Source organism: Kocuria sp. WN036 (assembly GCF_002287015.1).
Classification (GTDB): Bacteria; Actinomycetota; Actinomycetes; order Actinomycetales; family Micrococcaceae; genus Kocuria; species Kocuria rosea.
Map to the genome: position 1 here is coordinate 17,847 of NZ_NSKF01000013.1, position 24,031 is coordinate 41,877.

At 73.9% G+C, this 24,031-nt stretch carries 24 protein-coding genes; 14 read left to right on the top strand and 10 right to left on the bottom strand.

All coding sequences use genetic code 11. The features are described 5' to 3' along the window. Nucleotides 1–20: 20 nt before the first annotated feature. Both CK505_RS09620 and CK505_RS09625 read right to left on the bottom strand, forming a co-directional pair. Nucleotides 21–2,567, bottom strand: a complete 2,547-nt coding sequence (locus CK505_RS09620) for a PEP/pyruvate-binding domain-containing protein (RefSeq protein WP_095650929.1) — start codon at nucleotides 2,565–2,567, stop codon at nucleotides 21–23. Nucleotides 2,568–2,805: 238 nt separating this feature from the next. Beyond that, nucleotides 2,806–3,498, bottom strand: a complete 693-nt coding sequence (locus CK505_RS09625; protein WP_176475318.1) for a LysE family translocator — start codon at nucleotides 3,496–3,498, stop codon at nucleotides 2,806–2,808. 112 nt (nucleotides 3,499–3,610) lie between these two features. Here CK505_RS09625 and CK505_RS09630 point away from each other — a divergent pair, with 112 nt between their 5' ends. After that, the gene (locus CK505_RS09630; protein WP_035928597.1) at nucleotides 3,611–4,531 is read left to right on the top strand and encodes a LysR family transcriptional regulator; all 921 of its coding nucleotides are present in this window, start codon (nucleotides 3,611–3,613) and stop codon (nucleotides 4,529–4,531) included. Nucleotides 4,532–4,605: 74 nt separating this feature from the next. Here CK505_RS09630 and CK505_RS09635 read toward each other — a convergent pair whose 3' ends face one another. The 5 genes from CK505_RS09635 to CK505_RS09655 form a co-directional block, all read right to left on the bottom strand. Further along, on the bottom strand, nucleotides 4,606–4,992 hold the full coding sequence (locus CK505_RS09635; protein WP_031282371.1) for an MmcQ/YjbR family DNA-binding protein: 387 nt from the start codon (nucleotides 4,990–4,992) through the stop codon (nucleotides 4,606–4,608). 7 nt (nucleotides 4,993–4,999) lie between these two features. Continuing rightward, nucleotides 5,000–5,575 (bottom strand): dihydrofolate reductase family protein, encoded by a 576-nt coding sequence (locus CK505_RS09640; protein ID WP_095650931.1) that lies wholly within the window; start codon nucleotides 5,573–5,575, stop codon nucleotides 5,000–5,002. Between the two features lie 82 nt (nucleotides 5,576–5,657). Continuing rightward, nucleotides 5,658–5,987, bottom strand: coding sequence for a hypothetical protein (locus CK505_RS09645; protein ID WP_095650932.1), 330 nt, complete (start codon nucleotides 5,985–5,987; stop codon nucleotides 5,658–5,660). A 295-nt stretch (nucleotides 5,988–6,282) separates the two neighbouring features. Next, the gene (locus tag CK505_RS09650) at nucleotides 6,283–6,774 is read right to left on the bottom strand and encodes a carbonic anhydrase (protein ID WP_095650933.1); all 492 of its coding nucleotides are present in this window, start codon (nucleotides 6,772–6,774) and stop codon (nucleotides 6,283–6,285) included. Nucleotides 6,775–6,984: 210 nt separating this feature from the next. Continuing rightward, the gene (locus CK505_RS09655; protein ID WP_255250924.1) at nucleotides 6,985–7,680 is read right to left on the bottom strand and encodes a hypothetical protein; all 696 of its coding nucleotides are present in this window, start codon (nucleotides 7,678–7,680) and stop codon (nucleotides 6,985–6,987) included. 243 nt (nucleotides 7,681–7,923) lie between these two features. On the opposite strand from CK505_RS09655, the gene CK505_RS09660 reads away from it, so the two are divergent. From CK505_RS09660 to CK505_RS09675, 4 genes are all read left to right on the top strand, one after another. After that, a complete protein-coding gene (locus CK505_RS09660; RefSeq protein ID WP_095650974.1) occupies nucleotides 7,924–8,619 on the top strand; it encodes a FadR/GntR family transcriptional regulator in 696 nt (231 codons plus the stop codon). A gap of 184 nt (nucleotides 8,620–8,803) precedes the next feature. Beyond that, nucleotides 8,804–9,802, top strand: a complete 999-nt coding sequence (locus CK505_RS09665) for an asparaginase (RefSeq protein ID WP_095650935.1) — start codon at nucleotides 8,804–8,806, stop codon at nucleotides 9,800–9,802. A 125-nt stretch (nucleotides 9,803–9,927) separates the two neighbouring features. After that, nucleotides 9,928–11,331 carry an aspartate ammonia-lyase gene (locus CK505_RS09670; protein WP_095650936.1) on the top strand — a complete coding sequence of 468 codons (1,404 nt, stop codon included), beginning with the start codon at nucleotides 9,928–9,930 and terminating at the stop codon, nucleotides 11,329–11,331. A gap of 42 nt (nucleotides 11,332–11,373) precedes the next feature. Next, nucleotides 11,374–12,906 (top strand): amino acid permease, encoded by a 1,533-nt coding sequence (locus CK505_RS09675; protein WP_255250925.1) that lies wholly within the window; start codon nucleotides 11,374–11,376, stop codon nucleotides 12,904–12,906. 37 nt (nucleotides 12,907–12,943) lie between these two features. Here the strand turns inward: CK505_RS09675 and CK505_RS09680 are convergent, their stop codons facing one another. From CK505_RS09680 to CK505_RS09690, 3 genes are all read right to left on the bottom strand, one after another. Continuing rightward, nucleotides 12,944–13,540, bottom strand: a complete 597-nt coding sequence (locus CK505_RS09680) for a hypothetical protein (protein ID WP_141246799.1) — start codon at nucleotides 13,538–13,540, stop codon at nucleotides 12,944–12,946. Between the two features lie 208 nt (nucleotides 13,541–13,748). Continuing rightward, a complete protein-coding gene (locus CK505_RS09685) occupies nucleotides 13,749–14,141 on the bottom strand; it encodes a glyoxalase/bleomycin resistance/extradiol dioxygenase family protein (protein WP_095650939.1) in 393 nt (130 codons plus the stop codon). Nucleotides 14,142–14,495: 354 nt separating this feature from the next. Continuing rightward, on the bottom strand, nucleotides 14,496–14,798 hold the full coding sequence (locus tag CK505_RS09690; RefSeq protein ID WP_017832256.1) for a hypothetical protein: 303 nt from the start codon (nucleotides 14,796–14,798) through the stop codon (nucleotides 14,496–14,498). 162 nt (nucleotides 14,799–14,960) lie between these two features. Between CK505_RS09690 and CK505_RS09695 the strand changes: the two genes are divergently transcribed. From CK505_RS09695 to secF, 9 genes are all read left to right on the top strand, one after another. Beyond that, nucleotides 14,961–16,268 carry a Mur ligase family protein gene (locus CK505_RS09695; protein ID WP_095650940.1) on the top strand — a complete coding sequence of 436 codons (1,308 nt, stop codon included), beginning with the start codon at nucleotides 14,961–14,963 and terminating at the stop codon, nucleotides 16,266–16,268. A gap of 11 nt (nucleotides 16,269–16,279) precedes the next feature. Then, complete coding sequence (locus tag CK505_RS09700) at nucleotides 16,280–17,002, top strand: type 1 glutamine amidotransferase (RefSeq protein ID WP_172604865.1); 723 nt, start codon at nucleotides 16,280–16,282, stop codon at nucleotides 17,000–17,002. A gap of 141 nt (nucleotides 17,003–17,143) precedes the next feature. After that, nucleotides 17,144–17,905 carry a YebC/PmpR family DNA-binding transcriptional regulator gene (locus CK505_RS09705; protein WP_017832259.1) on the top strand — a complete coding sequence of 254 codons (762 nt, stop codon included), beginning with the start codon at nucleotides 17,144–17,146 and terminating at the stop codon, nucleotides 17,903–17,905. A 26-nt stretch (nucleotides 17,906–17,931) separates the two neighbouring features. Further along, nucleotides 17,932–18,528, top strand: coding sequence for a crossover junction endodeoxyribonuclease RuvC (ruvC, locus tag CK505_RS09710; protein WP_095650941.1), 597 nt, complete (start codon nucleotides 17,932–17,934; stop codon nucleotides 18,526–18,528). A 90-nt stretch (nucleotides 18,529–18,618) separates the two neighbouring features. Then, the gene (ruvA, locus tag CK505_RS09715; protein WP_017832261.1) at nucleotides 18,619–19,263 is read left to right on the top strand and encodes a Holliday junction branch migration protein RuvA; all 645 of its coding nucleotides are present in this window, start codon (nucleotides 18,619–18,621) and stop codon (nucleotides 19,261–19,263) included. A gap of 2 nt (nucleotides 19,264–19,265) precedes the next feature. Next, nucleotides 19,266–20,387, top strand: coding sequence for a Holliday junction branch migration DNA helicase RuvB (gene ruvB / locus CK505_RS09720; protein ID WP_052133035.1), 1,122 nt, complete (start codon nucleotides 19,266–19,268; stop codon nucleotides 20,385–20,387). A 106-nt stretch (nucleotides 20,388–20,493) separates the two neighbouring features. Continuing rightward, on the top strand, nucleotides 20,494–20,946 hold the full coding sequence (gene yajC, locus CK505_RS09725) for a preprotein translocase subunit YajC (protein WP_095650942.1): 453 nt from the start codon (nucleotides 20,494–20,496) through the stop codon (nucleotides 20,944–20,946). Between the two features lie 90 nt (nucleotides 20,947–21,036). After that, nucleotides 21,037–22,878 carry a protein translocase subunit SecD gene (gene secD, locus CK505_RS09730; protein WP_095650943.1) on the top strand — a complete coding sequence of 614 codons (1,842 nt, stop codon included), beginning with the start codon at nucleotides 21,037–21,039 and terminating at the stop codon, nucleotides 22,876–22,878. Continuing rightward, the gene (gene secF, locus CK505_RS09735) at nucleotides 22,878–23,897 is read left to right on the top strand and encodes a protein translocase subunit SecF (RefSeq protein WP_170122830.1); all 1,020 of its coding nucleotides are present in this window, start codon (nucleotides 22,878–22,880) and stop codon (nucleotides 23,895–23,897) included. Before secD ends, secF begins: the two co-directional genes overlap by 1 nt. Nucleotides 23,898–24,031 lie beyond the last annotated feature (134 nt).

Below are 24,031 nucleotides of genomic sequence, written 5' to 3' on the forward strand. Positions count from 1 at the left end.
CGAACCGTCCTGACATGCGCCTATTCTCCGGGTGCGGCCGGGCCCGGTCGCCCGGCCCGATGTGCTCGAGCGTCCGGGTCGTCCGGGTCGTCCAGGGGCTGCGCACCGCCGGCCGTGCCGTGCATCCGGATCAGACCCGTGGCGCCGTCGATGGTGACCACCTGCCCCTCGGTCAGCAGGGTGGTGGCGTCGGGCACGCAGATGACGGCCGGGATGCCGTACTCGCGGGCCACAGTCGGGCCGTGGGCGATCGTGGAGCCGGTCTCCGTGATGAGTCCGCCGAGGGTCAGGAACAGCGGGGTCCAGCCCGGGTCGGTGGTCGGGGCGACGAGGATGTCACCGGGCTGCAGCCTCGCCTCTGACGGGTGGTGGACGATCCGCACCGGCCCGGTCACGATCCCGGTGGCCGCCGGCTGGCCGACCAGCACGTCCGGCCCGTGCTCAGGCGCGGTGTCGTCGGGCAGGGCCTGGGGGTTCGTGCCGTCGGACAGCAGCAGGCCGGGGACCTGCCGCCGTCGGGCCTCGCGGTGGTGCTCCCTGCGCCGACCGGTCACCACCGCGCGCAGGTCCGCGCCGTGCGAGGCGTCGAGGGCCTCGTCCAGGGTCAGGAACATGATGTCCTCCGGCTGCTCCAGCAGGCCGCGCCCGGTGAGCTCGGCCCCCGCGGCGAGCAGCTGCCGGCGCACCTCGGCCAGCGGGGTCAGCCAGAGGAACTTCGGCAGCTCGCGCAGGCCGGCCAGCTCCCGGCTGCGGCGCAGCATGGACCCGGCAAGGCTGGCCCGCAGCGGCCGGGTGCGCCTGGCGCGTGCGACGAGGTCAGCCAGGGCGGCCTCGGCCTCGACGGCGGCGCGGGCGAACCGGGCCGGCGGGGCCTGGTCCGGGTCGGTCACCTGCAGGTACCCGGCCAGGGCGGCGAACACGGGAGTGGGGTCGTCGGCCCACCGGGGGGAGCCGACGTCGATCTCGGCGCTGCCGCGGATCCCGTACTCCGCCAGGAAGGCCGTCAGGCCGAACTCGGGCAGCTCGCCGCGCGAGAAGCGCGCGGCGAGCTCGTCCGGGGCGGCGCCGACCAGCAGATCGCGGTGCGGGCGGGCGGCCTCGGCCACGGACCAGAGCTTCAGGTCCATCTGGGTGGTGACGTTGTGGGGCATCCCGCGCAGGGTCGCGTTCAGCTCGCCGGGCTGCTGGATGCCGCCCAGCAGCCAGCCGGCCACCCCCTGGGCGATGAGCGCCGCCCACAGGGGCGGCAGGGAGCGCATCATCGGTCCGGTCATCGTCGCGTCCTGCAGACCGGCGGCGGAACGGACCCTTTCCGCCGTGTCCGCCGGTTCGGTCCGGGGCTGCCGGCGGACCTGTTCGAGCTCGTGGAACGCGCGCTCGCGGGCGGCGGCGGGCCGGGCCAGGGCCCGCAGCGCGCCGAGCAGCGAGGCGGGCACGGTGGCCAGGAGCAGCCGCGCGGTCACACCGGCGGAGAACACGCGCTGGCCGGGACGGGCGGGACGGGGCGCGTAGCGGGGGTCGTCCAGGACGCGCCGCACGCCCCGCGCCACGGCCGGACCGTAGACCTGCACCATCTCGGGGACGCGGGAGTGCAGGCGCGGGCTGCGGACGAGGCCGGTGAGGTCCATGAACAGCCGGCCGCCGATCTCGACGAGGAACGGATCCACCACGGCGTCGTCGACGCCGATGATCTGCAGCCAGCGGCGGGTCGTCTCCCGCAGCACGGACACGCCCATGGGGGTGACCGGGCGCCGCAGGCCCTGCATGTGGCCGACCTCCATGTAGACCCGCGGGTCGCCCTGCACCGGGTCGGTCCCGGCCGGGAGCGGGAAGAGCGTGGTGATGGGCCGGGACTGCAGCAGCCAGAGCGTGCCCTCGGCGTCGTAGGCGAACTCGATGTCCTGCGGGCTGCCGAGGGCGCGCTGGACCCGCTGCCCGGTCGCCTGGAGCTCGCGGAGCTGGTCGGGGGAGAGGCAGCCGTGCTCCTGTGTCCCGGGGAGCGGACCCTGGCCGGGCAGGACGTAGTGGTCGGTGTCCATGGTGCCGTCCACGACTCCGGTGCCCAGCCCCGGGACCGCGTCGATGACGGTCTCCGTGCGGGTGCCGGTCAGCGGGTTGGCCGTGAACATCACCCCGGCGGCCGCCGGGGTGATCATGCGCTGCACGACGACGGCCATCGCGAGGTCGCCGGTCTCCAGCCCCTGACCGGCCCGGTAGGCGACGGCGCGCTCGCTGTGCACGGAGTCCCAGCAGTGCCGGACGGCCTCGAGCAGTGCGTCCCCGCCCTCGACGTCGAGGACGGTGTCCTGCTGGCCCGCGAAGCTGGCGTCCGGCAGGTCCTCGGCCGTGGCGCTGGAGCGGACGGCGACGGGACCACCGCCGAGGTGCTCGTAGGCCGTCAGCACCGCCCGCTCGGGGACGGCGCCCGAGCGGTAGGCCTCGGTGGTCAGGCAGAACCCGTCCGGCACGCGCTCGTCCGCGGACAGGAGGGCTCCGAGACCGACGGCCTTGCCCCCGACGAGCGCGGTGGTCGCCGAGGTGATGTGGGCCAGGTCGATCACGTCCATGGGATGCCTCTCTGGTGCCCCGGGGCCGGCGGGAGGTGTTGAACGGGCCGCGCCATGGGGCGTCCGGTGGCCCGTTCACAGCCGATGATCCGGTCCGCCGATCGGCAGGTCAACCTCCCCGTGCCGTGAGGCACGAGCGTGACGGCGCGGCGGTGCCGGTGGTCGACACGGACCGGTTCCGCCGGCGTGGCCGGTCTGTCCGCGGGGGTCGTCCCGGTCGGCCGCGCGGGGAGCCCGCTCAGATCCAGGAGGCGAGCACGGGGACGGTGGTCATCAGTCCCAGCGCCACGAAGACCGCCCCGGAGGTGAGCTCGATCCTGCGGGCCACGGTGGGACGGTTGAGCCAGGTGCCGGCGGTGTGGGCGGCCAGGGCCACGAGCAGCAGGTAGACCCCGATGGTGGCCGCCACCGTCCCGCCCATCACCACCACGACGAACAGCGCCCCGGCCCCGGGCGGGGTGAACTGGGGCAGCAGGGCCAGGAAGAACAGCCCGGTCTTCGGGTTGGTGAGGCAGCACACCAGCCCTGCGGCGAACGCCGATCGCGCCCTCGGCTCGGAGGGCTCCCGGCGGTCCGGGGCGGCGGTGACGGTCGACCCCGCGGTCCGTGCCACGCCGACGGTCATCGGCACGGCGGCGGCCGGGGCGGGAGCGTGGGCTGTGATCGCCCGGTAGCCCAGGTAGAACAGGTAGGCGCCCCCGAGGATCCGCAGAGCCTGGAAGGCGGCCGGGGAGCTGTCCAGGAAGGCGGCCACGCCCACCGCGACCAGCCCCGCCCAGGCGAAGACCCCCACCGCGGACCCGGCGGCGGCCAGCATCCCGGCCCGGCGCTGCCGCAGGGCGTAGCCCAGGGTCAGGACGGTGTCGGGTCCCGGGGTGAGGGCCAGGACCACGGCCACGCCCAGCAGGGCCAGATAGCTCGAGGTGTCCACGGCAGCTCCTTGTCGGTCAGTGGTCTGCAGACCTCTACCGTGCCACCGCGTCACCCTTCAGCACCAGCAATGATTTCCGTGGCATTGGCAGGTGAAAGCGTACGATCGGGGCATGCTCGATCCACACCGGCTCACCATCCTGCGCGCGGTCATCGCCGCCGGCTCGATCCACGCCGCCGCCCGGAACCTCCACCTGGCCCCGGCCACCGTCAGCCAGCACCTCCGCGCCCTGGCCCGGCAGACCGGGCTGGTGCTGTTCGAGAAGAGCGGCCGGGGCATCGAGGCCACCCCGGCCGCCCGGCACCTGTGCGAGGCCAGCGCGGAGACCCTCAGCAGCCTGGAACGCCTCGAGCGCACCGTGGAGGATCTGCGGCAGGGCCGGGCCGAGCAGATCGCCGTCGCCTGCTTCGCGTCCCTGGCCCAGGCCTGGATGCCCGGGGTGGTGCTCGCCCTGCGCGCTCGGTCCCCGGACGTGGTGGTGGAAATCAGCATCAACGAGCTGCACTCCACCGGAGGCCGCCGGGCCCCCGACGTCGACGTGCGCAACGAGTCCCTCGACGGGCCCCTCGTCCACCTGGAGGGATACCAGCGCCATGCCCTGCACGAGGAGGACTTCTGCGTGGTGCTGCCGGTCGACCACCCGCTGGCCGCACGCCCCGCGGTGACGATGGCCCAGCTGCGCGACGAGCCCTGGATCGACCACGACATCCACGACGGCCCCACCGGGCGCATCATCACCCGCGCCTGTCACGCCGCCGGCTACACCCCGCACTACGTCGCCCGTCTCGACGACCACCATGCGGCCACCAGCCTCGCCGCGGCCGGGCTGGGCATCACGGTGCTGCCCCGGATCGCGCTCGCCGGGCTGCCGGCGGCTCTCACCTCGAGGCCGCTGGTCGACCCGGCCGTGCACCGGCGCATCGTCGCCCACACCCGCACCCACCCCACCCGGGCGCGGCTGATCCACACGGCCCTGACGGCGCTGCGCGAAGCCGCTCGACGGAGCCGCCCGGCACCACCGGACGAGCACTGACTTCGCGACCGCTCGGACGGACCCCGTGCTCGCATCGCGCCCCCGACGCCGGACGCGGACGGCAGGACGCCCGCTCAGGGCTGTGCTCCGGTGCGCGTGTGGCGCAGCACCGGGCGCTTGGCCCGGGGGAGTCCTTCGACGACGAGCTCGTAGGCGTTCAGCACCAGCTCCTCGACGAGGTCCGGGGTGATCCCCGGGCCGGCGGCGAGGGAGATCCAGTGCTGCTTGTTCATGTGGTAGCCGGGGGTGATCGTGGGGAACTCCTGGCGCAGCGCCATCGCGTGCGGGGGCTCGCACTTGAGCGTCACGATCGGCTTCCCGGGTGCTTCCGTGGTCATCAGGAAGATCTTGCCCACGACCTTGAACACCTCGTGGTCCGGGCCGAAGGGGCAGGTGTGCGTCACGGCCGGCAGTCCGGCGGCCGCCTCCATGGCGATCTGCTGAAGTCTCGTCCCGTCCACGCCGCTGCTATCCGCGGGACCGGGGGTGGCGGACCTCGTAGCCGACCTGGACCATGCCGTTGTCGAAGCGGCGCTCCCGGAGGAGGCGCAGCTCCAGGGACAGCCCGTCGGGGAAGACCGGGGTGCCGCCGCCCACCGCGACCGGGCACAGCAGGAGCTCGACCACGTCGACCAGCCCCAGCCGCAGGGCGCTGCCGGCCAGGGTCGGGCCCTCGATCGTGAGGTCGCCGGACGCCTCGGACCTCGCGCGCTCGAGAGCCGCGGCGCTGAACTCCCGCTCGAGCCGGGTGCGCTCGGTCCAGGTCCGGCCGAGGGAGGAGGAGAAGACGATCTTCTCGGCGCGCTTCCAGGTCTCCGCGAAGCGCGCCGACTCCGGGGACCACGTCGCCGCGGACGGGTCGGTCTCCCAGACGGCCATGGTCTCGTACATGCGCCGCCCGTAGAGGTAGGTGCTGACCGGTGCCAGGTCCGTGGTCAGGGCGGCGACGACGGCCTCGTCGGGCACGGCCCAGGAGAAGCTGCCCTGCTCGTCCGAGTTGTAGCCGTCCAGCGAGGAGGCGACGGAGTAGATCACTTTCCCCATGCCCCCACTCAACCCGCCGGAGCCGCCCGGGCACAAGAGGGGCAGCGGATCCGAGGTCCGTCGTGCGTCCAGCGGCGGGTCGTCAGCCGTGCCCGTCCCGGTCCTCGCCGCGTCGGGTCGCCTCCGCTTGCGCGGCAGCACGCACGTGCGGGTCGGTGGCGTTCTCTGCCGCGTGGCGACGGTCGGCGGCGCTCAGGTGGTCGCTGCCGAGCGCGGCAGCCGCCACGTCGACGTCGCTGTGGTGCAGGGCGATGTCGAGCAGCTCCGCCGTGTCCGTCAGCTCCTCGACCCCGTCGGTGGTCCAGGCCTGGACCCGGCGTCGGTGGTCGGCCTCCTTCTGCGCCAGCTGCCGCATCAGCTCGCCCGTGTTGATCACAGAGGTGATGGGCTGGGAGTCGTCGTGCTTCGTCACCGTGTCCTCCTGGGGGTCCGTCCGTGGTCCTTCCATTCATAGCCCACGACGCCGTCCCCTGTGCTGAATCGGCCGTCACCGGAGGCGGAAAGCAGCCCCGCGGGCCCGGGTCCGCCGCGTCGCGGAGCTCTGGGCTGCGGCTTCTGCGAGATCAGCCGCTCCCGCGTGTCGCGCCCTGGCCCGGCGATCTCCCGCCGCCGCGTCACGGTCGCCCACTGATCGCCGGACCCAGAACAGGGGCCCTCCGCCCGCTCCGGGTGGCGGGGCCCTCGGGGTGGGAGGACGGGTGCAGGAGTCAGCGGACTTCGCGGAGGGAGCCGTCGGTGACGTCGTAGACGAAGCCCCGCACGCTGTCCCGGTGCGGGACGAAGGGGTTCTCGGTGATGCGCGCCATGGACCGGCGGACGTCGTCGTCGGGATCGGTGAAGGACTCCGGTGACCACGGCGGGCGCATCCCGGTGTCGGCCTCGATCTGTGCCGTGAGGGTGTCGTCGGTGAAGGTGAGCATGCCGCAGTCGGTGTGGTGGATGAGGATGATCTCCCGGGTGCCCAGCAGTCGCTGGCTGATGACCAGGGACCGGATCTCGTCGTCGGTGATCACCCCGCCCGCGTTGCGGATGACGTGGGCGTCGCCCTCGCTCAGCCCCAGCAGTCCGTAGGGGTTGAGCCGGGCGTCCATGCAGGCCACCACGGCCACCGGCAGGGCCGGGGGCATGGGCAGATCGCCCTTGGTGAAGGCGGCGGCGTAGGCCTCGGCGTGGTGCAGGAGGTCGTCGGTGGCGCTCATGGCGGGTCCTTTCCTCGACGGGTGCGGCGGACCGCGTCCCGGGGGGCCGGCTTCGGTCCCCGGTGTCCCCGGGCGCTGCGGTCCGACCCGTCCGGAGCCGCCCGGTCCGCTCCTCACCCTAGGACCGGGCGTCGCCCGTGCACACCCCTCCCGTGGTCATCGTTCGCGACGCGGGGGCCGGTTCCGGGGCCCGGCGCTGCGACCGGCTCCTCACTCCCTACCGCCCCGCAGCACGTCCACGTGCACGTGGTCGAGGTGGCGCAGGATCTCGTTGCCGGGCTCGGGCGCGTCGTAGTCCCGCCACCGCCCCCGCGAGCTGTGCGCGCTCCAGAAGCGGTCGTCGAAGATGACGTACTGGACGTCCAGGTCCTCGGCGTGCGCGACCAGCCAGTGGGCCAGCAGCCACCCCTCGCGCCGGTTCTCCTCGGTCACGGGGCGGAAGAAGACGTCGACGGCGCGGCCGTCGTAGTGCGTCGACTCCTCGCCGTGGCCCTGGCCGACGCCGCCGGGGGCGAACCCGCCCAGACTCTGCTCTCCGAACACCTCGGTCATCGCTGCGCGCACCCGCTCGGCGCGCGGGGTCAGGCCGGTTGCGGTCAGCTGCTGCTGCGGCAGGTCGTCGGCCGCTGAGCCCCGGCAGCTCAGGCTCGCGCCGGCGTCCTCGGGTGGTCCGTCGGCCAGGCGCCGCAGCACCGCCGGGTCGAGGCCGGAGGTGTCCGGGGCCTCCACCCCGCGGGCGGCGAGCGCCACCGCGGTCGTGGCCCGCTTCGCCTCCTCGCGGTCGAGCCCGACCGCTCCGTCCGCGGTCTCGACGACGCACTCGGCACCCCAGGTCAGCCCGCCGTCTCCGGTGCGCAGGCCGCTGATCAGGCCGGGCCCGAGGAACACCAGTGCTCCCGCCAGCATCCCGAGCACGAGAAGCAGTGCGAGGAGCGAGCGCAGGGGGCGGCTCCGGTCCCGGTGCGCGGTGCCGGCGGTTCTGGCGGTTCTGGCGGTTCTGGCGGCGATGATGCACCTGCTTCCGCTCGGGGTGTGGGGATGCCTGCTCCAGCACAGCAGGCGGACCTGGCGGGAACCTGCACGAGACGTGCAGGAAACCGGCTCGTGATCCCTTGACAGCCCGGTGTGATCCGTATCATGCTGGACCCCATGAACCTGTCAGACAGCCGGACAGCCGGACAGCCGGTGGAGCGCTTCAGTGCGGCGGAGGCCGTCTTCAAGGACCTGCTCGCGCAGATCCGGGAGGGGCGCCTCGCCGTGGGGGAGAAGCTGCCCTCGGAGGCTGCGCTGGCCCAGGGGTACGGCGTGAGCCGGTCCGTGATCCGCGAGGCGCTGCGCTCCTGCGCGGCGCTGGGCCTGACCGTCAGCCGCACCGGCAAGGGGACGTTCGTCGTCTCCCAGCGGGTGGCCGAGGACCTGGCCCTGGGCGCGTACTCGGCCCGGGACCTGCACGAGGCCCGGCCGCACATCGAGGTCCCCGCGGCCGGTCTCGCCGCGCGCCGCCGCACCGAGGAGGACGTGCGCTTCCTGCAGGACGTCGTGGCGGCGATGGCGGCCGAGGACGACCCCCAGGCCTGGGTCGAGCTCGACACCAGCTTCCACGCCGCCGTCGCCCGGATCAGCCACAACCGGGTGTTCGAGAAGGTCATCGCCGACATCCGCGAGGCGCTCTTCCACCAGTCCGAGACCCTCAACGTGGTGGCGGCCCGCCAGAAGCGCTCGGACGAGGAGCACCTGCGCATCTTCCACGCGATCCGCGACGGCGCGGCCGACGAGGCGGAAGCCGCCATGCAGGGCCACCTCGCGGCCGTGCGCGGCGCCCTCGGCGCCATCACCGGCGAGTAGCCCGCCGGCCGTCCCGGCCACTGTTCCGGCCTCCCCGGCCTCCGCCCGGGCAGCCGCGGTCCTCGCCCTGCTCGCCCGTCCTCCTGCCCTCGACCCTGCCCTCCGTTCCGCGCGGGGCGCCCTCCGGCGCCTCCCTCCGGCGCGCGCCCCCGCCCGCACCGATCACCTCCAGCAAGGACCCAGCATGACCACCGCAGCCCTCGGGGCACCCCTGTCCACCGCCCGCCCGCAGCACGTGCCCGTCGCCGAACAGGTCCGCGACGGCGTCGTCGAGAGCGTCCACCACGGCTCGCTCGTGGCCACGGACGCCGCCGGGCGGATCCTGCTCGAGGCCGGAGACCCCCTGGCCCTCTTCTACCCCCGCTCCTCCCTCAAGCCGCTGCAGGCGGTGGCCATGCTCCGCGCCGGCCTCGAGCTGCCCGGGTCCCTGCTGGCACTGGCCGCGGCCAGCCACTCCGGGGCGCCCCGGCACCGGGACGGCGCGCGCCGCATCCTCGCCGGCCACGGCGCGGACGAGACCGCCCTGGAGAACGTGCCCGACCTGCCGTACGGGCCCGCCGAACGGGCCGCCGCCCTGCGCGCCGGCGAAGGGCCCACCCGCTTGGCCCAGAACTGCTCCGGCAAGCACGCCGCCATGGTCGCCACCTGCCGGGTCAACGGCTGGCCCGTGGCCGGCTACACCGACCCCGGCCACCCGCTGCAGCTGCTGATCGGCGAGGTCGTGGCGGAGCTGACCGGCGAACCGCTGGGGCCCGGCAGCACCGACGGCTGCGGCACCCCCCTGCACGCCGTCACCCTCCGGGGCATGGCCACCGCCTTCGCCCGGCTGGCCTCCGCCGCCCCGGGCACGCCCGAGGCCTGGGTCGCGTCCGCCATGACCGGGCACCCCGAGCAGGTGGCCGGCGAGGGCCGTGACGTCACGGAGCTCATGCGCAGGGTCCCCGGTCTGCTCGCCAAGGACGGCTTCGAGGGCCTTCAGCTCGTGGGCCTGCCGGACGGGCGCGGTCTGGCCGTGAAGATCGCCGACGGCGCCGACCGCGCCCGGATGCCGGTGACCGTGCAGGCCCTGCAGCGGCTCGGGGTGGACCCCGCGGCGCTCGCCGGCCTGGGCCGGGTCCCCGTGCTCGGCGGGGGCCGCACCGTGGGGTCGCTGCACGCCGTCGCCCTCGCCGCCGCCCCCTGAGCCACTGCTCGCTGTCCCTCCCGCTCCATGAGAGACCGCCCTCGACCCGCTGAACCACCGTCCCGCTGAACCACCGTCCCGCTGCCGTCCACCACCTCGTGACACCCGAGAGAACCGAGAGAACCATGACCGCTCCCGCCTTCCGCACCGAGCACGACCTGCTCGGCGACCGCCAGGTCCCCGCCGACGCCTACTGGGGCGTGCAGACCCTGCGCGCCGTGGAGAACTTCCCCATCACCGGCCTGCCCCTGGGCGGCCACGCCCACCTGGTGCGGGGACTGGCGGCCGTCAAGCTCGCCGCCGCCCGCGCCAACCACGAGCTCGGGCTGCTCGACACCGCCCGGGCCGACGCCGTCGTGGGGGCCTGCCAGGAGATCCTGGACGGGCGCCTCCACGAGCAGTTCCGCGTGGACGTGATCCAGGGCGGCGCCGGCACCTCCTCCAACATGAACGCCAACGAGGTGATCGCCAACCGGGCCCTGGAGCTGCTGGGCGCCGGGAAGGGGGAGTACACCCGGCTGCACCCCAACGACCACGTCAACCTGTCGCAGTCCACCAACGACGCCTACCCCACGGCCGTGAAGATCGCCACGATCACCGGCGTGCAGGAGCTGCTGGCGGCCCTGGAGGTGCTGGAGGACGCCTTCGCGGCGAAGTCCCGCGAGTTCCGCACCGTTGTGAAGATGGGCCGCACCCAGCTGCAGGACGCCGTGCCCATGACCCTGGGCCAGGAGTTCGGCACCTACGCCGTGATGATCCGGGAGGACCGCCAGCGCCTCGCCGAGGCGAGCCTGCTGGTCCACGAGATCAACCTCGGGGCGACGGCGATCGGCACCGGGCTCAACGCCCCGGACGGCTACGCCGCCGCGGCCTGCCGCCACCTGGCCGCCGTGACCGGCCTGCCGCTGGTCACCGCCGTCGACCTCGTGGAGGCCACCCAGGACGTCGGGTCCTTCGTGCACCTGTCCGGGGTGCTCAAGCGGGTGGCCGTGAAGCTGTCCAAGATCTGCAACGACCTGCGGCTGCTCTCCTCCGGGCCCCGGGCCGGGCTGGGCGAGATCACCCTGCCCGCCGTGCAGTCCGGCTCCTCGATCATGCCGGGCAAGATCAACCCGGTGATCCCCGAGGTCGTCAGCCAGGTCGCCTACGAGGTCATCGGCAACGACGTCACGATCACCATGGCCGCCGAGAGCGGACAGCTGCAGCTCAACGCCTTCGAGCCGATCATCGTCCACAGCCTGCACAAGAGCGTCGCCCACCTCCGGGCGGCCTGCACCACGCTCACGGAGCGCTGCGTGCGCGGCATCACCGCCAACGAGGAGCACCTGCGCGCGTCGGTGGAGCACTCCATCGGCCTGGTGACCGCGCTGAACCCCCACCTGGGCTACGCCACGGCCACCGCGATCGCCCAGGAGGCCCTGGTCACGGGCGCCGGCGTCGCGGAGCTGGTGCGCGAGCGCGGTCTGCTGACCGCCGAGGAGCTGGGCCGCATCCTGCGCCCGGAGCGCCTCGCCAACCTCACCGTCTGACCCGTCCACGAGCTCTTCCGCCACCACCCAGGAGACCGAGCCATGCCCCCTGTGTCCGTCCACCACCCGGACCGGCGCCACGCCACCCCGGCCCAGCCACCGACCGCCGCCCTCGACGTGCTCCACGCGGAGGACGAGGGCTACCACAAGGGGCTCAAGCCCCGGCAGATCCAGATGATCGCGATCGGCGGCGCCATCGGCACCGGCCTGTTCATGGGCGCCGGCGGGCGGCTGGCCAGCGCCGGGCCCGCCCTCGTGCTCGTCTACGCGGTCTGCGGCTTCTTCGCGTTCCTCATCCTGCGCGCCCTGGGCGAGCTCGTCGTGCGCCGCCCGTCCTCGGGCTCCTTCGTCTCCTACGCCCGGGAGTTCTACGGCGAGAAGGCGGCCTTCTTCACCGGCTGGCTGTACTGGCTCAACTGGGCCATGACCGCGATCGTGGACATCACCGCCGTGGCGCTGTACATGAAGTTCTTCGCCCGGTACTGGGCTCCCATCGGGGACGTCCCCCAGTGGCAGTACGCCCTGGCCGCCCTGCTGCTCGTCCTCGGGCTGAACCTCGTCTCGGTCAAGGTCTTCGGCGAGCTCGAGTTCTGGTTCGCCCTCATCAAGGTGGCCGCGCTCTCCGCCTTCCTGGTGGTCGGGATCTGGCTGGTGCTCTTCGGCACCCCGGCCGACGGCCAGGAGGTGGGCCTGTCCCTCATCGGCCAGAACGGCGGGCTCCTGCCCAACGGTCTGCTGCCGGCGGTCGTCGTGATCCAGGGCGTGGTCTTCGCCTACGCGTCCATCGAGCTGATCGGCACCGCGGCCGGTGAGACGGAGCACCCCGAGAAGGTCATGCCGCGCGCCGTGAACACGGTGATCGTGCGCATCGCGGTCTTCTACGTCGGGTCGCTGACCCTGCTGTCCCTGCTCCTGCCCTACACCGCCTACAAGGCGGGGGAGAGCCCGTTCGTGACGTTCTTCGGCTCCATCGGCGTGGCCGGCATGGACACCGTGATGAACCTCGTGGTGCTCACCGCGGCCCTGTCCTCGCTCAACGCCGGGCTCTACTCCACGGGCCGGATCCTGCGCTCGATGTCCCTGGCCGGATCGGCCCCCCGCTTCGCGGGCCGGATGAACCGGGCCGGCGTCCCGTACGGCGGCATCGTGCTGACGGCGGCGGTGGCCGTGCTGGGCGTGGTGCTCAACGCCCTGGTGCCGGCCCAGGCCTTCGAGATCGTGCTGAACCTCGCCTCGGTCGGCATCATCAGCGCCTGGGCGATGATCATGCTCTGCCACCTCCGGCTCGTCTCCTGGTCCCGGCAGGGCAGGGCGGAGCGCCCCGGCTTCCGGCTCCCCGGCGCGCCCTTCACCGGCTGGCTGACCCTGGCGTTCCTCGTGAGCGTCGTCGTGCTGATGGCCTTCGACTCCCCGATCGGGACCTGGACCGTCGCCTCCCTGCTGCTGCTCGTGCCGCTGCTGGTCCTCGGCTGGTACCGGTGCCGGGACCGGGTGCACGCGATCGCCGCGGCCCACGCCGCCGTCGCCCGGACCGCCCCGGCGACCACCGCGGAGACGGGGCCGCCCGTCCGGTAGGGCCCCGCCCCGGGAGCGCGGCACCCGCGCACCCGGCTCACGGACGTCCGGACCCCCGGCTCGCCTCCGCCCGGCCGGCGGCGATCTGGGCGGCCCAGCGCACCCGGAAGGGCCGCCGATCCGGGTCCGTCGTCCCCGGCGGCCCGACGGCCGGCTCCGCGGCCCCGGTGTCCGCCCCGGCGGTCTGCCGCCGGGGCTCAGGGGAGGCGTGGCGTCGGGCGGCCGCCACCGCCTCTGCCCGGCGCTGCTCGGCCTCCGCCGCGGCGCGCTGGTCCGGCGAGCGCATCGGAGTGCCGTCCTGGTGGGTCCAGGTGCGCAGGCGGGCGGCGAACCAGGCCCCGGGGTTCTCGATCCCGGTGACCGAGTCGTGGGTGTAGCGCACGCCCTGCGGGGTCCAGTCCAGGGCGTGCAGGACGTCTGCGACGGTCCACCCGGCCTCGAAGTGCGGCCCGGCCACGGCCACGACGTAGGCGGTGGTGATCCGGCGCAGCACCAGCGCGTGGTGCTGCAGCTCCAGTCCGGCCCGCCGCAGCACCTGTTGCCAGTCCCGCCGGGTCGGCGCCGTCGTCGTCGGCCGCACTGCCGCGTGGGCCGGCCACAGCGGAGCTGTCCGCCGGCCCAGGGCGGCCTTCACCTCCCGCCGCTGCGCGTCGGCTCCGGCAGCGGGCCGGGGCGCCGCGGGAGCCCTCGAGGCAGGCGCCGCGCGCGCGTGCGGGGGAGGGCCCGACCCCTCCGGGGGAACCGGGTCGACGTCGCGATCCACTGGCGTTGCCTCCTCTGCCGGCTCGTCGGTGGTGTTCTCCGGACCCGGGGCCGGCCCGTGGGCAGGAGCCCGGGGTCCCTCAGCCCGCGCCGGACTGGATAACCAGCAGCATCGTGCCCTCGGGATCACGGACGTAGGCGACGGTCTCGCCCCACGGCATGGCCTCCGCATCGACAGGCACGGCCGCACCGGCCCGGCGGGCGGCGTCGAGGACGGCCGGAAGGTCCTCGACGTAGACGCACAGGTCCACCGCGTGGCCGGTCGCGGGCAGCGGGGTGTCGCCGTACAGCGCCGCCGTGGTGCCGACGCCCAGGCCCAGCTGACCGTCTCCCACGCGCAGGACGAGGAAGGCCGGCTCTCCCGTCCCGGGGAACCGGTACGTCTGCTCGGCGTGGAACACCTCTTCGTAGAAGGCCCGGGTGCCGACCAGATCCGCACAGTTGACGATGGGGAACAGCTCCTGCCCGGTCATGGTCCGACAGTACCGACGGACCGTGCCCGAACGCACGCGGGTCCGTGGAGCCGGCTCCGGGATGTGCTCTACTCAGTCGCATGAGCGGCGACCTCCGCCCGGCATCCCCGCACCGCCGGCGCACTGCCGTATCCACTGGAGCAGGGACCGGAGCAGCCGGGCCGCCGCCCGCGGGCGTCAGGAGCACCGGCATGACCCACCCCTCCCTCGCACCCCCCCCCCCTGCGCAGTAGGACCGCCCTGGTCGCCGGGGTCTCCCGTCGCCGCGGCATCGGGGACGCGGCCGCCGTCGAGGACCTCGTGGACCGGGCCTGACCTGAGGGCACGGCGCGGCCGAGGTCCTCGACCCTCCGCTCACCGCCGCGAGGCGCGCCGGCCCACGAGCCAGCCGGCGCAGAAGGCCCACAGGACGAGCCCGGCCACCACACCGGCCCACCCCGCCGTGGCCTCCGGGGTCACCAGGGTCATGGCCGGGAACGCCGCGTCGCCCGGCGGGGCGTCCGCGAACCACCCGAACGACGCCTCCGCCGGGTGGAGCAGCACCAGCAGTGCCCCGCCCAGCACCAGGAGACCGCCGAGACACGCCAGGACCACCCACCAGGGCGGCATCCGGCGAGGCGGGACGGACGGAGGGGCGGCGGGGCCGGCGGCGTTCATGGTCCGACCCTACGGCCGGTGCGCCGCCCGTCCACAGCACCCCGCGGCGACACCGTGTCGTGCGTCGTCGTCGCCCGTCCCCCCTGCGGCCTGGAGGGACGCGCGGACCGCCCGCCCTCGGGGCACCCGGGTGCCCGCCGCCGCCGGGGCGCAGACCATAGGATGGAGCGCATGTCCAGACCCCACGTGCGCCTGCTCGGCCAAGGCATCCGGTACCTGACCACCCTGCGCGGCGGAGGCTCCGCCTTCCCCGGCCTCGTCATGGAGCGGCTGCACCCCGGGTTCGTGGCCGAGGAGCTCGCGAAGCTGCCGCACGGCGTGGTGCTCATCAGCGGCACCAACGGCAAGACGACCACCACCAAGATGGCCGTCCAGCTGCTGCGCTCGCAGGGCTACAAGGTCTTCACCAACCGCACCGGCTCCAACTTCGTGCGCGGCGTGGCCGCCGCCCTGCTCGGGGAGATGAGCCTCACCGGACGCCTCGACGCGGACGTCGCCGTGCTCGAGCTCGACGAGGCGCACGCCGTGCACTTCGTCAAGCAGGTCAAGCCCCGCCACGCGCTGCTGCTCAACGTGATGCGCGACCAGCTCGACCGCTTCGGCGAGATCGACACCACCCGGCGGATGCTCGCCCAGATCGCGGCGGCCACCACGGGCACCGTGGTCCTCAATCGGGAGGACCCCCGGATCGTGTCCCTCGCGGAGCACGTCCCCGAGGGCACGCAGACCCGCTGGTTCGGACTGTCCGCCCCGCTGCGGCCCATGTTCCCCTCCGACGACGACATGCGCTCGGCCGGCGGACCCGACGCCGAGGCCGACCACGAGGCGGAGCTGGCGCCCCGGCCGGCCGCCGACGTGGAGCTGACGTCCTTCGAGGCGAACCGGGTCCGGCTCACGGTGGGCGGGGAGGCCGTCGAGACCACCGTGGAGCTCTACGGCGTCTACAACATGTACAACGCGGCGGCCGCGCTGGCGCTGGCGCTCGCCGTGGCCGGCCCCGACGCGGACCGCGCCGCGCTGGTGGACGAGCTCTCCCGCGTCACCCCCGCCTTCGGCCGCGGGGAGACCATCACCGTGGACGGCCGGCCGCTGCAGCTGCTGCTCGTGAAGAACCCCGCCGGCTTCCGCCTCTCCCTGGCCTCGGCCCGGCCGGGCGACTACGCCACGATGGTCGCCATCAACGACGAGTACGCCGACGGCCGCGACGTCTCCTGGCTGTGGGACGTGGACTTCCACTCCCTGCGCTCCGGCGGCGTGGACGTGGTCTCCGGCACCCGGGCGTGGGACATGGCCCTGCGCCTGGACTACGACGAGGTCGCGGTGCGCGAGGTGGTCCCGGGCCTCGGCGACGCCCTGCGGCGCTTCGTCGCCGGGGCCGGGGACCGGCCGATGCGCGTCTTCTGCACCTACACGTCCATGCTCGAGCTGCGCCGGGAGCTGTCCCGCGTGGCCGAGGTCGCCGAGATCTGAGCGGAGCCCCCGTGACCGACCGCACCGTCCACCTCGTCCAGCTCTACCCCCGGGACATGAACATCTACGGGGACTGGGGCAACACCCTCACCCTCAAGCGCCGGCTGGAGAAGTACGGCTTCGCCGTGCGGCTGAGCGACCACAACCCCGGGGACCCCTTCCCGCCCGACGCCGACCTGCTGGTGGGCGGCGGGGGCCAGGACTCGGGGCAGTTCCGGGTCCAGGAGGACCTGCAGCGGATCGCCCCCGAGCTGCGGGCCATGGCCGCCGACGGCGTGCCGATGCTCGCGATCTGCGGCCTCTACCAGCTCTTCGGCCACGAGTTCCGCACCGGCGCCGGCGAGACCCTGCCCGGCATCGGCATCCTCGACCTGACCACCGTGGGCGGACCCACGCGCCTGATCGGCAACATCGTGCTGGAGTCCCCGGAGTTCGGGACCGTCGTCGGCTACGAGAACCACTCCGGGGTCACCCGGCTCGGCCCGGACCAGACGCCGCTGGGACGGGTGGTGAAGGGCGCGGGCAACAACGGGGAGGACGGTACCGAGGGCGCCCGCGTGCACCACGTGGTGGGCTCCTACCTGCACGGGTCGATGCTGCCCAAGAACCCCGCCGTGGCCGACCACCTGATCCGCGCCGCGGTGGAGCGCCGGTGCGGCGTCTTCGACGCCGCACCGCTGGACGACACCCTGGCTGAGCGGGCCCGGGAGGTTGCGCAGGCCCGGCCCCGCTAGGCCCCCGGCCGGGGCGGCGCGCACCCGGTAGAATGGACCGGGACTTCTCCGGCCCGTCCCGGCCATCGCCGGGGCGGGCCGTGCCGGGACCACGCACCACGCGTCCCGGCCGACCGCGAACGACTTCCCGAGGAGGGACGCATGTCAGGACACTCCAAGTGGGCCACGACCAAGCACAAGAAGGCCGCGATCGACGCCAAGCGGGCGAAGGCCTTCGCCAAGTACATCAAGGGCATCGAGGTGGCCGCGCGCATGGGCGGGCCCGACACCGCGGGCAACCCGGCGCTGGACCTCGCCGTGTCCAAGGCCAAGAAGAACTCGGTGCCGGTCGCGAACATCGACCGCGCCGTCAAGCGCGGCGCCGGCCTGACCGGTGAGGTCGTCGACTACACCGAGATCCTCTACGAGGCCCGTGGGCCGCAGGGCACGGCGCTGTACATCGAGTGCCTCACCGACAACAAGAACCGCGCCGCCTCCGAGGTGCGCGTGGCCGTGACCCGCAACGGCGGCACCATGGCCGACTCCGGCTCCGTGGCGTTCCTCTTCGAGCGCAAGGGCGTCGTGGAGGTCACCCGCACCGAGGGGCTGACCGAGGACGACGTCCTCATGGCCGTCCTGGACGCCGGCGCCGACGAGGTCGTGGAGCAGGAGGACGTCTTCGAGGTCGTCTCCGAGGCCACCGACCTGCCCGCGATCCGCGCGGCCCTCGACGAGGCCGGGCTCGAGTACAACAACGACGACCCGCAGTTCCGCCCGAGCATGCTCGTGGAGCTCGACGCCGAGGGCGCCCGGAAGTTCCTGCGCCTGGTCGACGCCGTCGAGGAGCTCGACGACGTGCAGAACGTCTACGCCAACGCGGACATCCCCGCCGAGGTCCTGGCCCAGCTCGACTCCGAGGACTGACCACGGCGACGCAGCGGATCCTCGGGGTGGACCCCGGACTGACGCGGTGCGGGTTCGGCCTGATCGACATGGCCGGCAACCGCACCGCGTCCTTCGTGGACGTCGGGGTGGCCGGCACGGACGCCGCCGACCCGCTGGACGTGCGCGTGCTGCGGATCTGGGAGGCCACCGAGCGGTGGATCGAGCGCTACCGGCCCGACGCCCTCGCCCTGGAGCGGGTGTTCGCCCAGACCAACGTGAACACCGTCATCGGCACGGCCCACGCCTCCGGCGCCGTGATCGCCTCGGCCTCCCGCCACGGCGTGCCGGTGGCCTGGCACACCCCGTCCGAGGTCAAGGCCGCGGTGACGGGGGAGGGGCGGGCCGACAAGGCGTCCGTGGCCCGCATGGTGGTGCGCATCCTCCGGCTCGACGAGGCGCCCCGGCCCGCCGACGCGGCCGACGCCCTGGCCATCGCCATCTGCCACGGCTGGCGCGGCGGCGGCACGGGCGTGGACGCCACCGCCCGGACCGAGACGCACCAGGGCGCCCGCCCCCTGGCCGCCGCCCGCTCCGGCATGACCCCCGCCCAGCGGGCCTGGGCCGAGGCGGAGCACCGTGCCAAGCGGGGCGGGCGCCGCTGAGCCGGCGCCCACTGCTAGAGTGGTCGTCATTCGTAGATCTGTTCGATCGACCGTGCACGGCCCCCGCCGGGCACGGGAAGGAGTTGCGCGGTGATCGCGTCCATCACGGGACAGGTCGAGCACGTCGGCCTCACCACCGCCGTCGTGGCGGTGGGCGGGTTCGGCGTCCAGGTGCAGGCGACGCCGGAGACCCTGTCCGGCCTGCGGATCGGCGGGGAGGTCCGGCTCGACACGGCGTACGTGGCGCGCAAGGACGAGTCCCCGCTGCTCTTCGGCTTCCGCAGCCCCGCCGAGCGCGAGGTCTTCGAGATCATGCTCGGCGTGAGCGGCGTGGGCCCCCGCACGGCGCTGGCGGTGCTCTCCGTGCTCGGCCCGGACGCCGTCCACCGCGCCATCGCGCAGGGGGACGCCAAGGCGTTCACCACCGTCCCCGGCATCGGCCCCAAGGGCGCCCGCCGGATCGTGCTGGAGCTGGCCGACAAGCTCATCGTCCCGGACCGTCCCGCCCAGCCGGCCGCCGCCGCTCCGATGGAGCCGTGGCGGGAGCAGGTGCTCGAGGCCCTCGTGGGCCTGGGCTGGAACGAGAAGGACGCCGCCCGGGGCATCGCCGACGCCCTCTCCGGCCGGGAGGAGCTCGCCGCCTCCGGTGACGTGCCCGCGATCCTGCGCACCGTGCTCGGGTGGCTCGGCGCGGCCAAGGCCGGGCCCCGGGTCCCGGCGGAGCGAGGGGCCTGAGCGTGGCCCGCGACGACGGCGCCGCCGTGAACTCCCGGGACCGGCTGGTCTCGGGGGAGGACGAGCCCGACGAGAAGCAGCTCGAGTCGGCGCTGCGGCCCGCGAACCTCGACGAGTTCGTGGGGCAGAAGCGGGTGCGCCAGCAGCTGTCCCTGGTGCTCGAGGCCTCGCGGCTGCGGGGCCGCTCCGCCGACCACGTCCTGCTCTCCGGTCCTCCCGGGCTGGGCAAGACGACCCTGGCCATGATCATCGCCGAGGAGATGGGCGCGCCCCTGCGGATCTCCTCCGGCCCGGCCATCCAGCACGCCGGCGACCTCGCCGCGATCCTGTCCTCCCTGACCGAGGGGGAGGTGCTGTTCCTCGACGAGATCCACCGCATGTCCCGGCCCGCCGAGGAGATGCTCTACATGGCCATGGAGGACTTCCGGGTGGACATCGTGGTGGGCAAGGGCGCCGGCGCCACCTCCATCCCGCTGGACCTGCCGCCGTTCACCCTGGTGGGCGCCACCACGCGGGCCGGCCTGCTGCCGGGCCCGCTGCGCGACCGCTTCGGCTTCACCGGCCACCTCGAGTTCTACTCCGTGGAGGAGCTCGAGCTCGTGCTGCGCCGCTCCGCCGGTCTCATGGACCTCGCGATGACCGCGGAGGGCTTCGCCGAGGTCGCCTCCCGCTCCCGGGGCACCCCGCGCATCGCCAACCGGCTGCTGCGCCGGGTGCGGGACTGGGCGCTGGTGCACGGCATCCAGCGGATCGACGCCCGCACCTCCTCCGCGGCCCTCGACATGTACGAGGTGGACACCCGCGGCCTCGACCGGCTGGACCGCTCGGTGCTCGAGGCGCTCGTGACGAAGTTCGGCGGCGGGCCGGTGGGCCTGTCCACCCTGGCGATCGCCGTGGGGGAGGAGACGGAGACGGTCGAGACCGTGGCCGAGCCCTACCTGGTCCGCGAGGGCCTGCTCGGCCGGACCCCCCGGGGCCGGATCGCGATGGCCGCCGCCTGGGACCACCTGGGCCTGCGCCCGCCCGAGCACGCGGCGTTCAAGGACCCCGGGCTGCGGGCCGCCTTCGGCGGCACGGCCGCGGCCCCGGCCGCCGAGGACGTCCCGCCGCTGTTCGAGGACTGAGCGCGGCCGCAGACCCGGGGGCTGCCTCCCGGGTGCCGTCCAGGACGCTGACGGGCCGGATCACCTACCATGGTGAGGACACCCACCACCGATCGAACGGAAGTCCGTGAGCCCGCTCCTCCTCGTCCAGTCCCTCCCCGCCCAGGCCGCCCAGCCCACGGGAGGCAGCACGGCCTGGCTGCTGCCCCTGATGCTCGTGGCCATGGTGCTCCTGCTCTGGCTGCCCATGCGCCGACAGAAGAAGGCCGTGGCCCAGGTCAAGGAGAAGCAGGCGGCCATGGGCCCCGGCACCGAGGTCATGACGAACTACGGCCTCTACGGCACCGTGCGCTCGATCGACCGGGACACCAACAAGGTGGTCCTCGAGATCGCCCCGGGCACCGCCGTGACCGTGCACCTGCAGACCGTCACCACAGTCGTCGAGGACGAGGCGGCCCCCGCCGCCGAGACCGAGGCGGCGCCGTCGGTGGTCGAGCCCGACGCCCCCGGCGCGGGATCGACCCCGGTCGAACCCCTCGACGACGACGCCCGGCGCGAGCCCGGGCAGCGCAACGACTGACCCCCCACACGGGACGACGGGCCGACCACTGGTCGGCCCGTTCCCATGCACAGGCCCGGCCTCACCGGGCCGTCGTTCGTAAGGAAGACCATGGCACTGACCACACGCAAGACCCCCGCTGACCCGGGGCCCGCCGCCCCGGACGGCCCGTCCGGGCGGGGCGGCTCGACCGCGCCGGCGCGCTCGGGGGTGCGGGCCGCCCTCTCGACCGCCCGGCGGTCCCTGATCGGGCTGGCCGTGCTGCTCGCCCTGCTGGCCGGGCTCCTGGCCTGGGGCGCGGGCACCGACCGCACCGGCTGGGGCCCCAAGCTGGCCCTGGACCTGGAGGGCGGGACGCAGATGATCCTCTCCCCCTCCCTGCAGGGGGAGGACGCCGGCCAGGAGATCACCGCCGAGCAGCTGGACCAGGCCGTCGAGATCATCCGCCAGCGCGTCGACGGCTCGGGCGTGGCGGAGGCGGAGATCGCCACCCAGTCCGGCAACAACATCGTGGTCTCCATGCCCGGCGTGCCCTCCGCCCAGACCCGCGAGCTCATCCAGACCTCGGCGCAGATGAACTTCCGCCCCGTGCTCACCACCGCCGCGGCGGAGCCGGTGCCCGAGGACCAGCGCGTCGCCGACGACGAGGTGCCCGAGCCCACGGCCGAGCCCACCGACGCCTCCGACCCGAACTGGATCACCCCGGACCTGTTCCGGGAGTTCGAGGAGGCCGACTGCACCGTGCCGCAGTCCCCCGAGGAGCGGGAGGCCCAGGACGCCGACGCCCCGACCATCGCCTGCGAGCCCGAGACCGGCACCAAGTACCTCCTGGGCCCGGTCGAGATCCAAGGCACCGGGATCGAGGACGCGTCCTACGGGACGGCGCAGAACTCCACCGGGGTCTCCCTGAACCAGTTCGCCGTGAACCTGCAGTTCGGCCCCGAGGCCACGGACACCTTCCGGGAGCTCTCCGAGCGGCTCTACGGCATCGGCACCGCCACGCCCGGCGACCCCCGCAGCCAGTTCGCGATCCTGCTCGACGGCCAGGTGGTCTCCGCCCCGTCGATGAACGCCGTGATCTCCGACGGCCAGGCCCAGATCACTGGTCAGTTCACCGAGGAGCAGGCGCAGTTCCTGGCCGAACAGCTCAAGTACGGCGCGCTGCCCATGAGCTTCGACATCCAGTCCGAGCAGCAGATCTCCGCGACCCTGGGCGCCGACCAGCTGCGGATGGGCATCATCGCCGGGATCATCGGCCTGGTGCTCGTGTGCGTGTACTCGCTCTTCCAGTACCGGCTGCTGGGACTGGTGACCATCAGCTCGCTCGTGGTCGCGGGCGTGCTCACCTGGCTGGCGATCACGCTGCTGGGCTGGTCCGCGAACTATCGGCTGTCCCTGGCCGGCGTGGCGGGCCTGATCGTGGCGATCGGCCAGACCGCCGACTCGTTCATCGTCTACTTCGAGCGCATCCGCGACGAGATCCGCAGCGGCCGCTCCATCCCCGCGGCGGTCGACCACGGCTGGCAGCGCGCCCGCCAGACCGTGCTCGCGTCCAAGGCCGTGAACCTGCTGGCCGCGGCGGTGCTGTACTTCGTGGCCGTGGGCAACGTGCGCGGCTTCGCCTTCACCCTCGGGCTGACCGCGATCGCCGACCTCCTCGTCGTCTTCCTCTTCACGCACCCGGTGATGGTCATGCTCGCCCGCACCCGCTACTTCGGCGGCGGCGGGAAGCACTCGGGGCTCAGCCCCGAGGCCCTCGACGCGGTGCCCCTGTACCGGGGTGCCGGACGGCTGCGCGAGCCCTCCGCGGAGCACGACGGGCTGACCATCGCCGAGCGGCGCCGGCGCGCGGGACGGACCGCGCCGCAGGACCCCCCGCCCGCGGCGGCACCGGACGGCGCGCCGGTCGGCGCGCCGTCGTCCGCCGCCCGCACCCCCGAGGAGAACGCCTGATGTCCCGGTTCGCAGATTTCGGCAACGCCCTGCACAGCGGGCGCACCTCCTACCCCTTCGTGGGCCGGGCCGAGCGGTGGCTCGCGATCGTGGGCGTCCTCGTGCTGCTCTCCCTGCTCGTGCCCGTCGCCAAGGGCGGCTTCAACCTCGGCATCGACTTCACCGGCGGGTCCGAGTTCACCGTGTCCGCCGTGGCCGACCCGGACATCGAGACCGGCCAGCAGGCCGTCGCCGATTCCTCGGACGCCGCGGAGGTCGAGGTCACCAACATCGCCCCGGAGACCGTCCGGGTGCGCACCGAGCAGCTCGACGACGACCAGACGCTCGCCGTCAAGGACGCCCTGGTCGAGGCCTACGGCGTGAGCGAGCAGGAGGTCACCTCCAACTTCGTGGGGCCCACCTGGGGCGCCGGCGTCACCAGCCAGGCACTGCAGGGCCTGGTGGTCTTCGTGGTCCTGGCCACCGCCCTGATGGCCCTGTACTTCCGCACCTGGAAGATGTCCGTCTCGGCGATCGCCGGCATGCTCGCCTCGGTCGCGATCACCGCCGGGATCTACTCGCTCGTGGGCTTCGAGGTCACCCCCTCGGCGGTGATCGGCTTCCTCACGGTGCTCAGCTACTCGCTCTACGACTCCGTGGTGGTCTTCGACAAGGTCCGGGAGAACACCGAGGGCCTGCTCGACGGCACGGCCCCGCCGGAGCGGGCCGGACGGAAGTACTCCGACCAGGTGAACCTCGCCGTCAACCAGACGCTCGTGCGCTCGATCAACACCTCCGTGGTCGGCATCCTGCCGGTGGGCTCGATCCTGTTCATCGGCTGGCTCGTCCTGGGCGCGGGCACCCTCAAGGACCTGTCCCTGTCCCTGTTCGTCGGGATCATCGTGGGCACCGCCGCCACCCTGTTCGTGGCCGCGCCCCTCTACGCGCTGCTGCGCCGCGGGGAGCCCGCCATCCAGGAGCAGGAGGCCCGTGCGGGGGCGTCCGCCGAGCGTGCCGCCGAGGAGGCGCTCGCGCACTAGACTGTAGCCACCGTAGGGCGGGCCGTGCAGGTGCGGACCGCCACAGCAGCACACGTCGGACCCGGACCGGGGACGAGGACAGGGGCGGCGGCCGCACGGCCGCCGCCCCGCGTGCATCGATTGGGAAGGAAGTC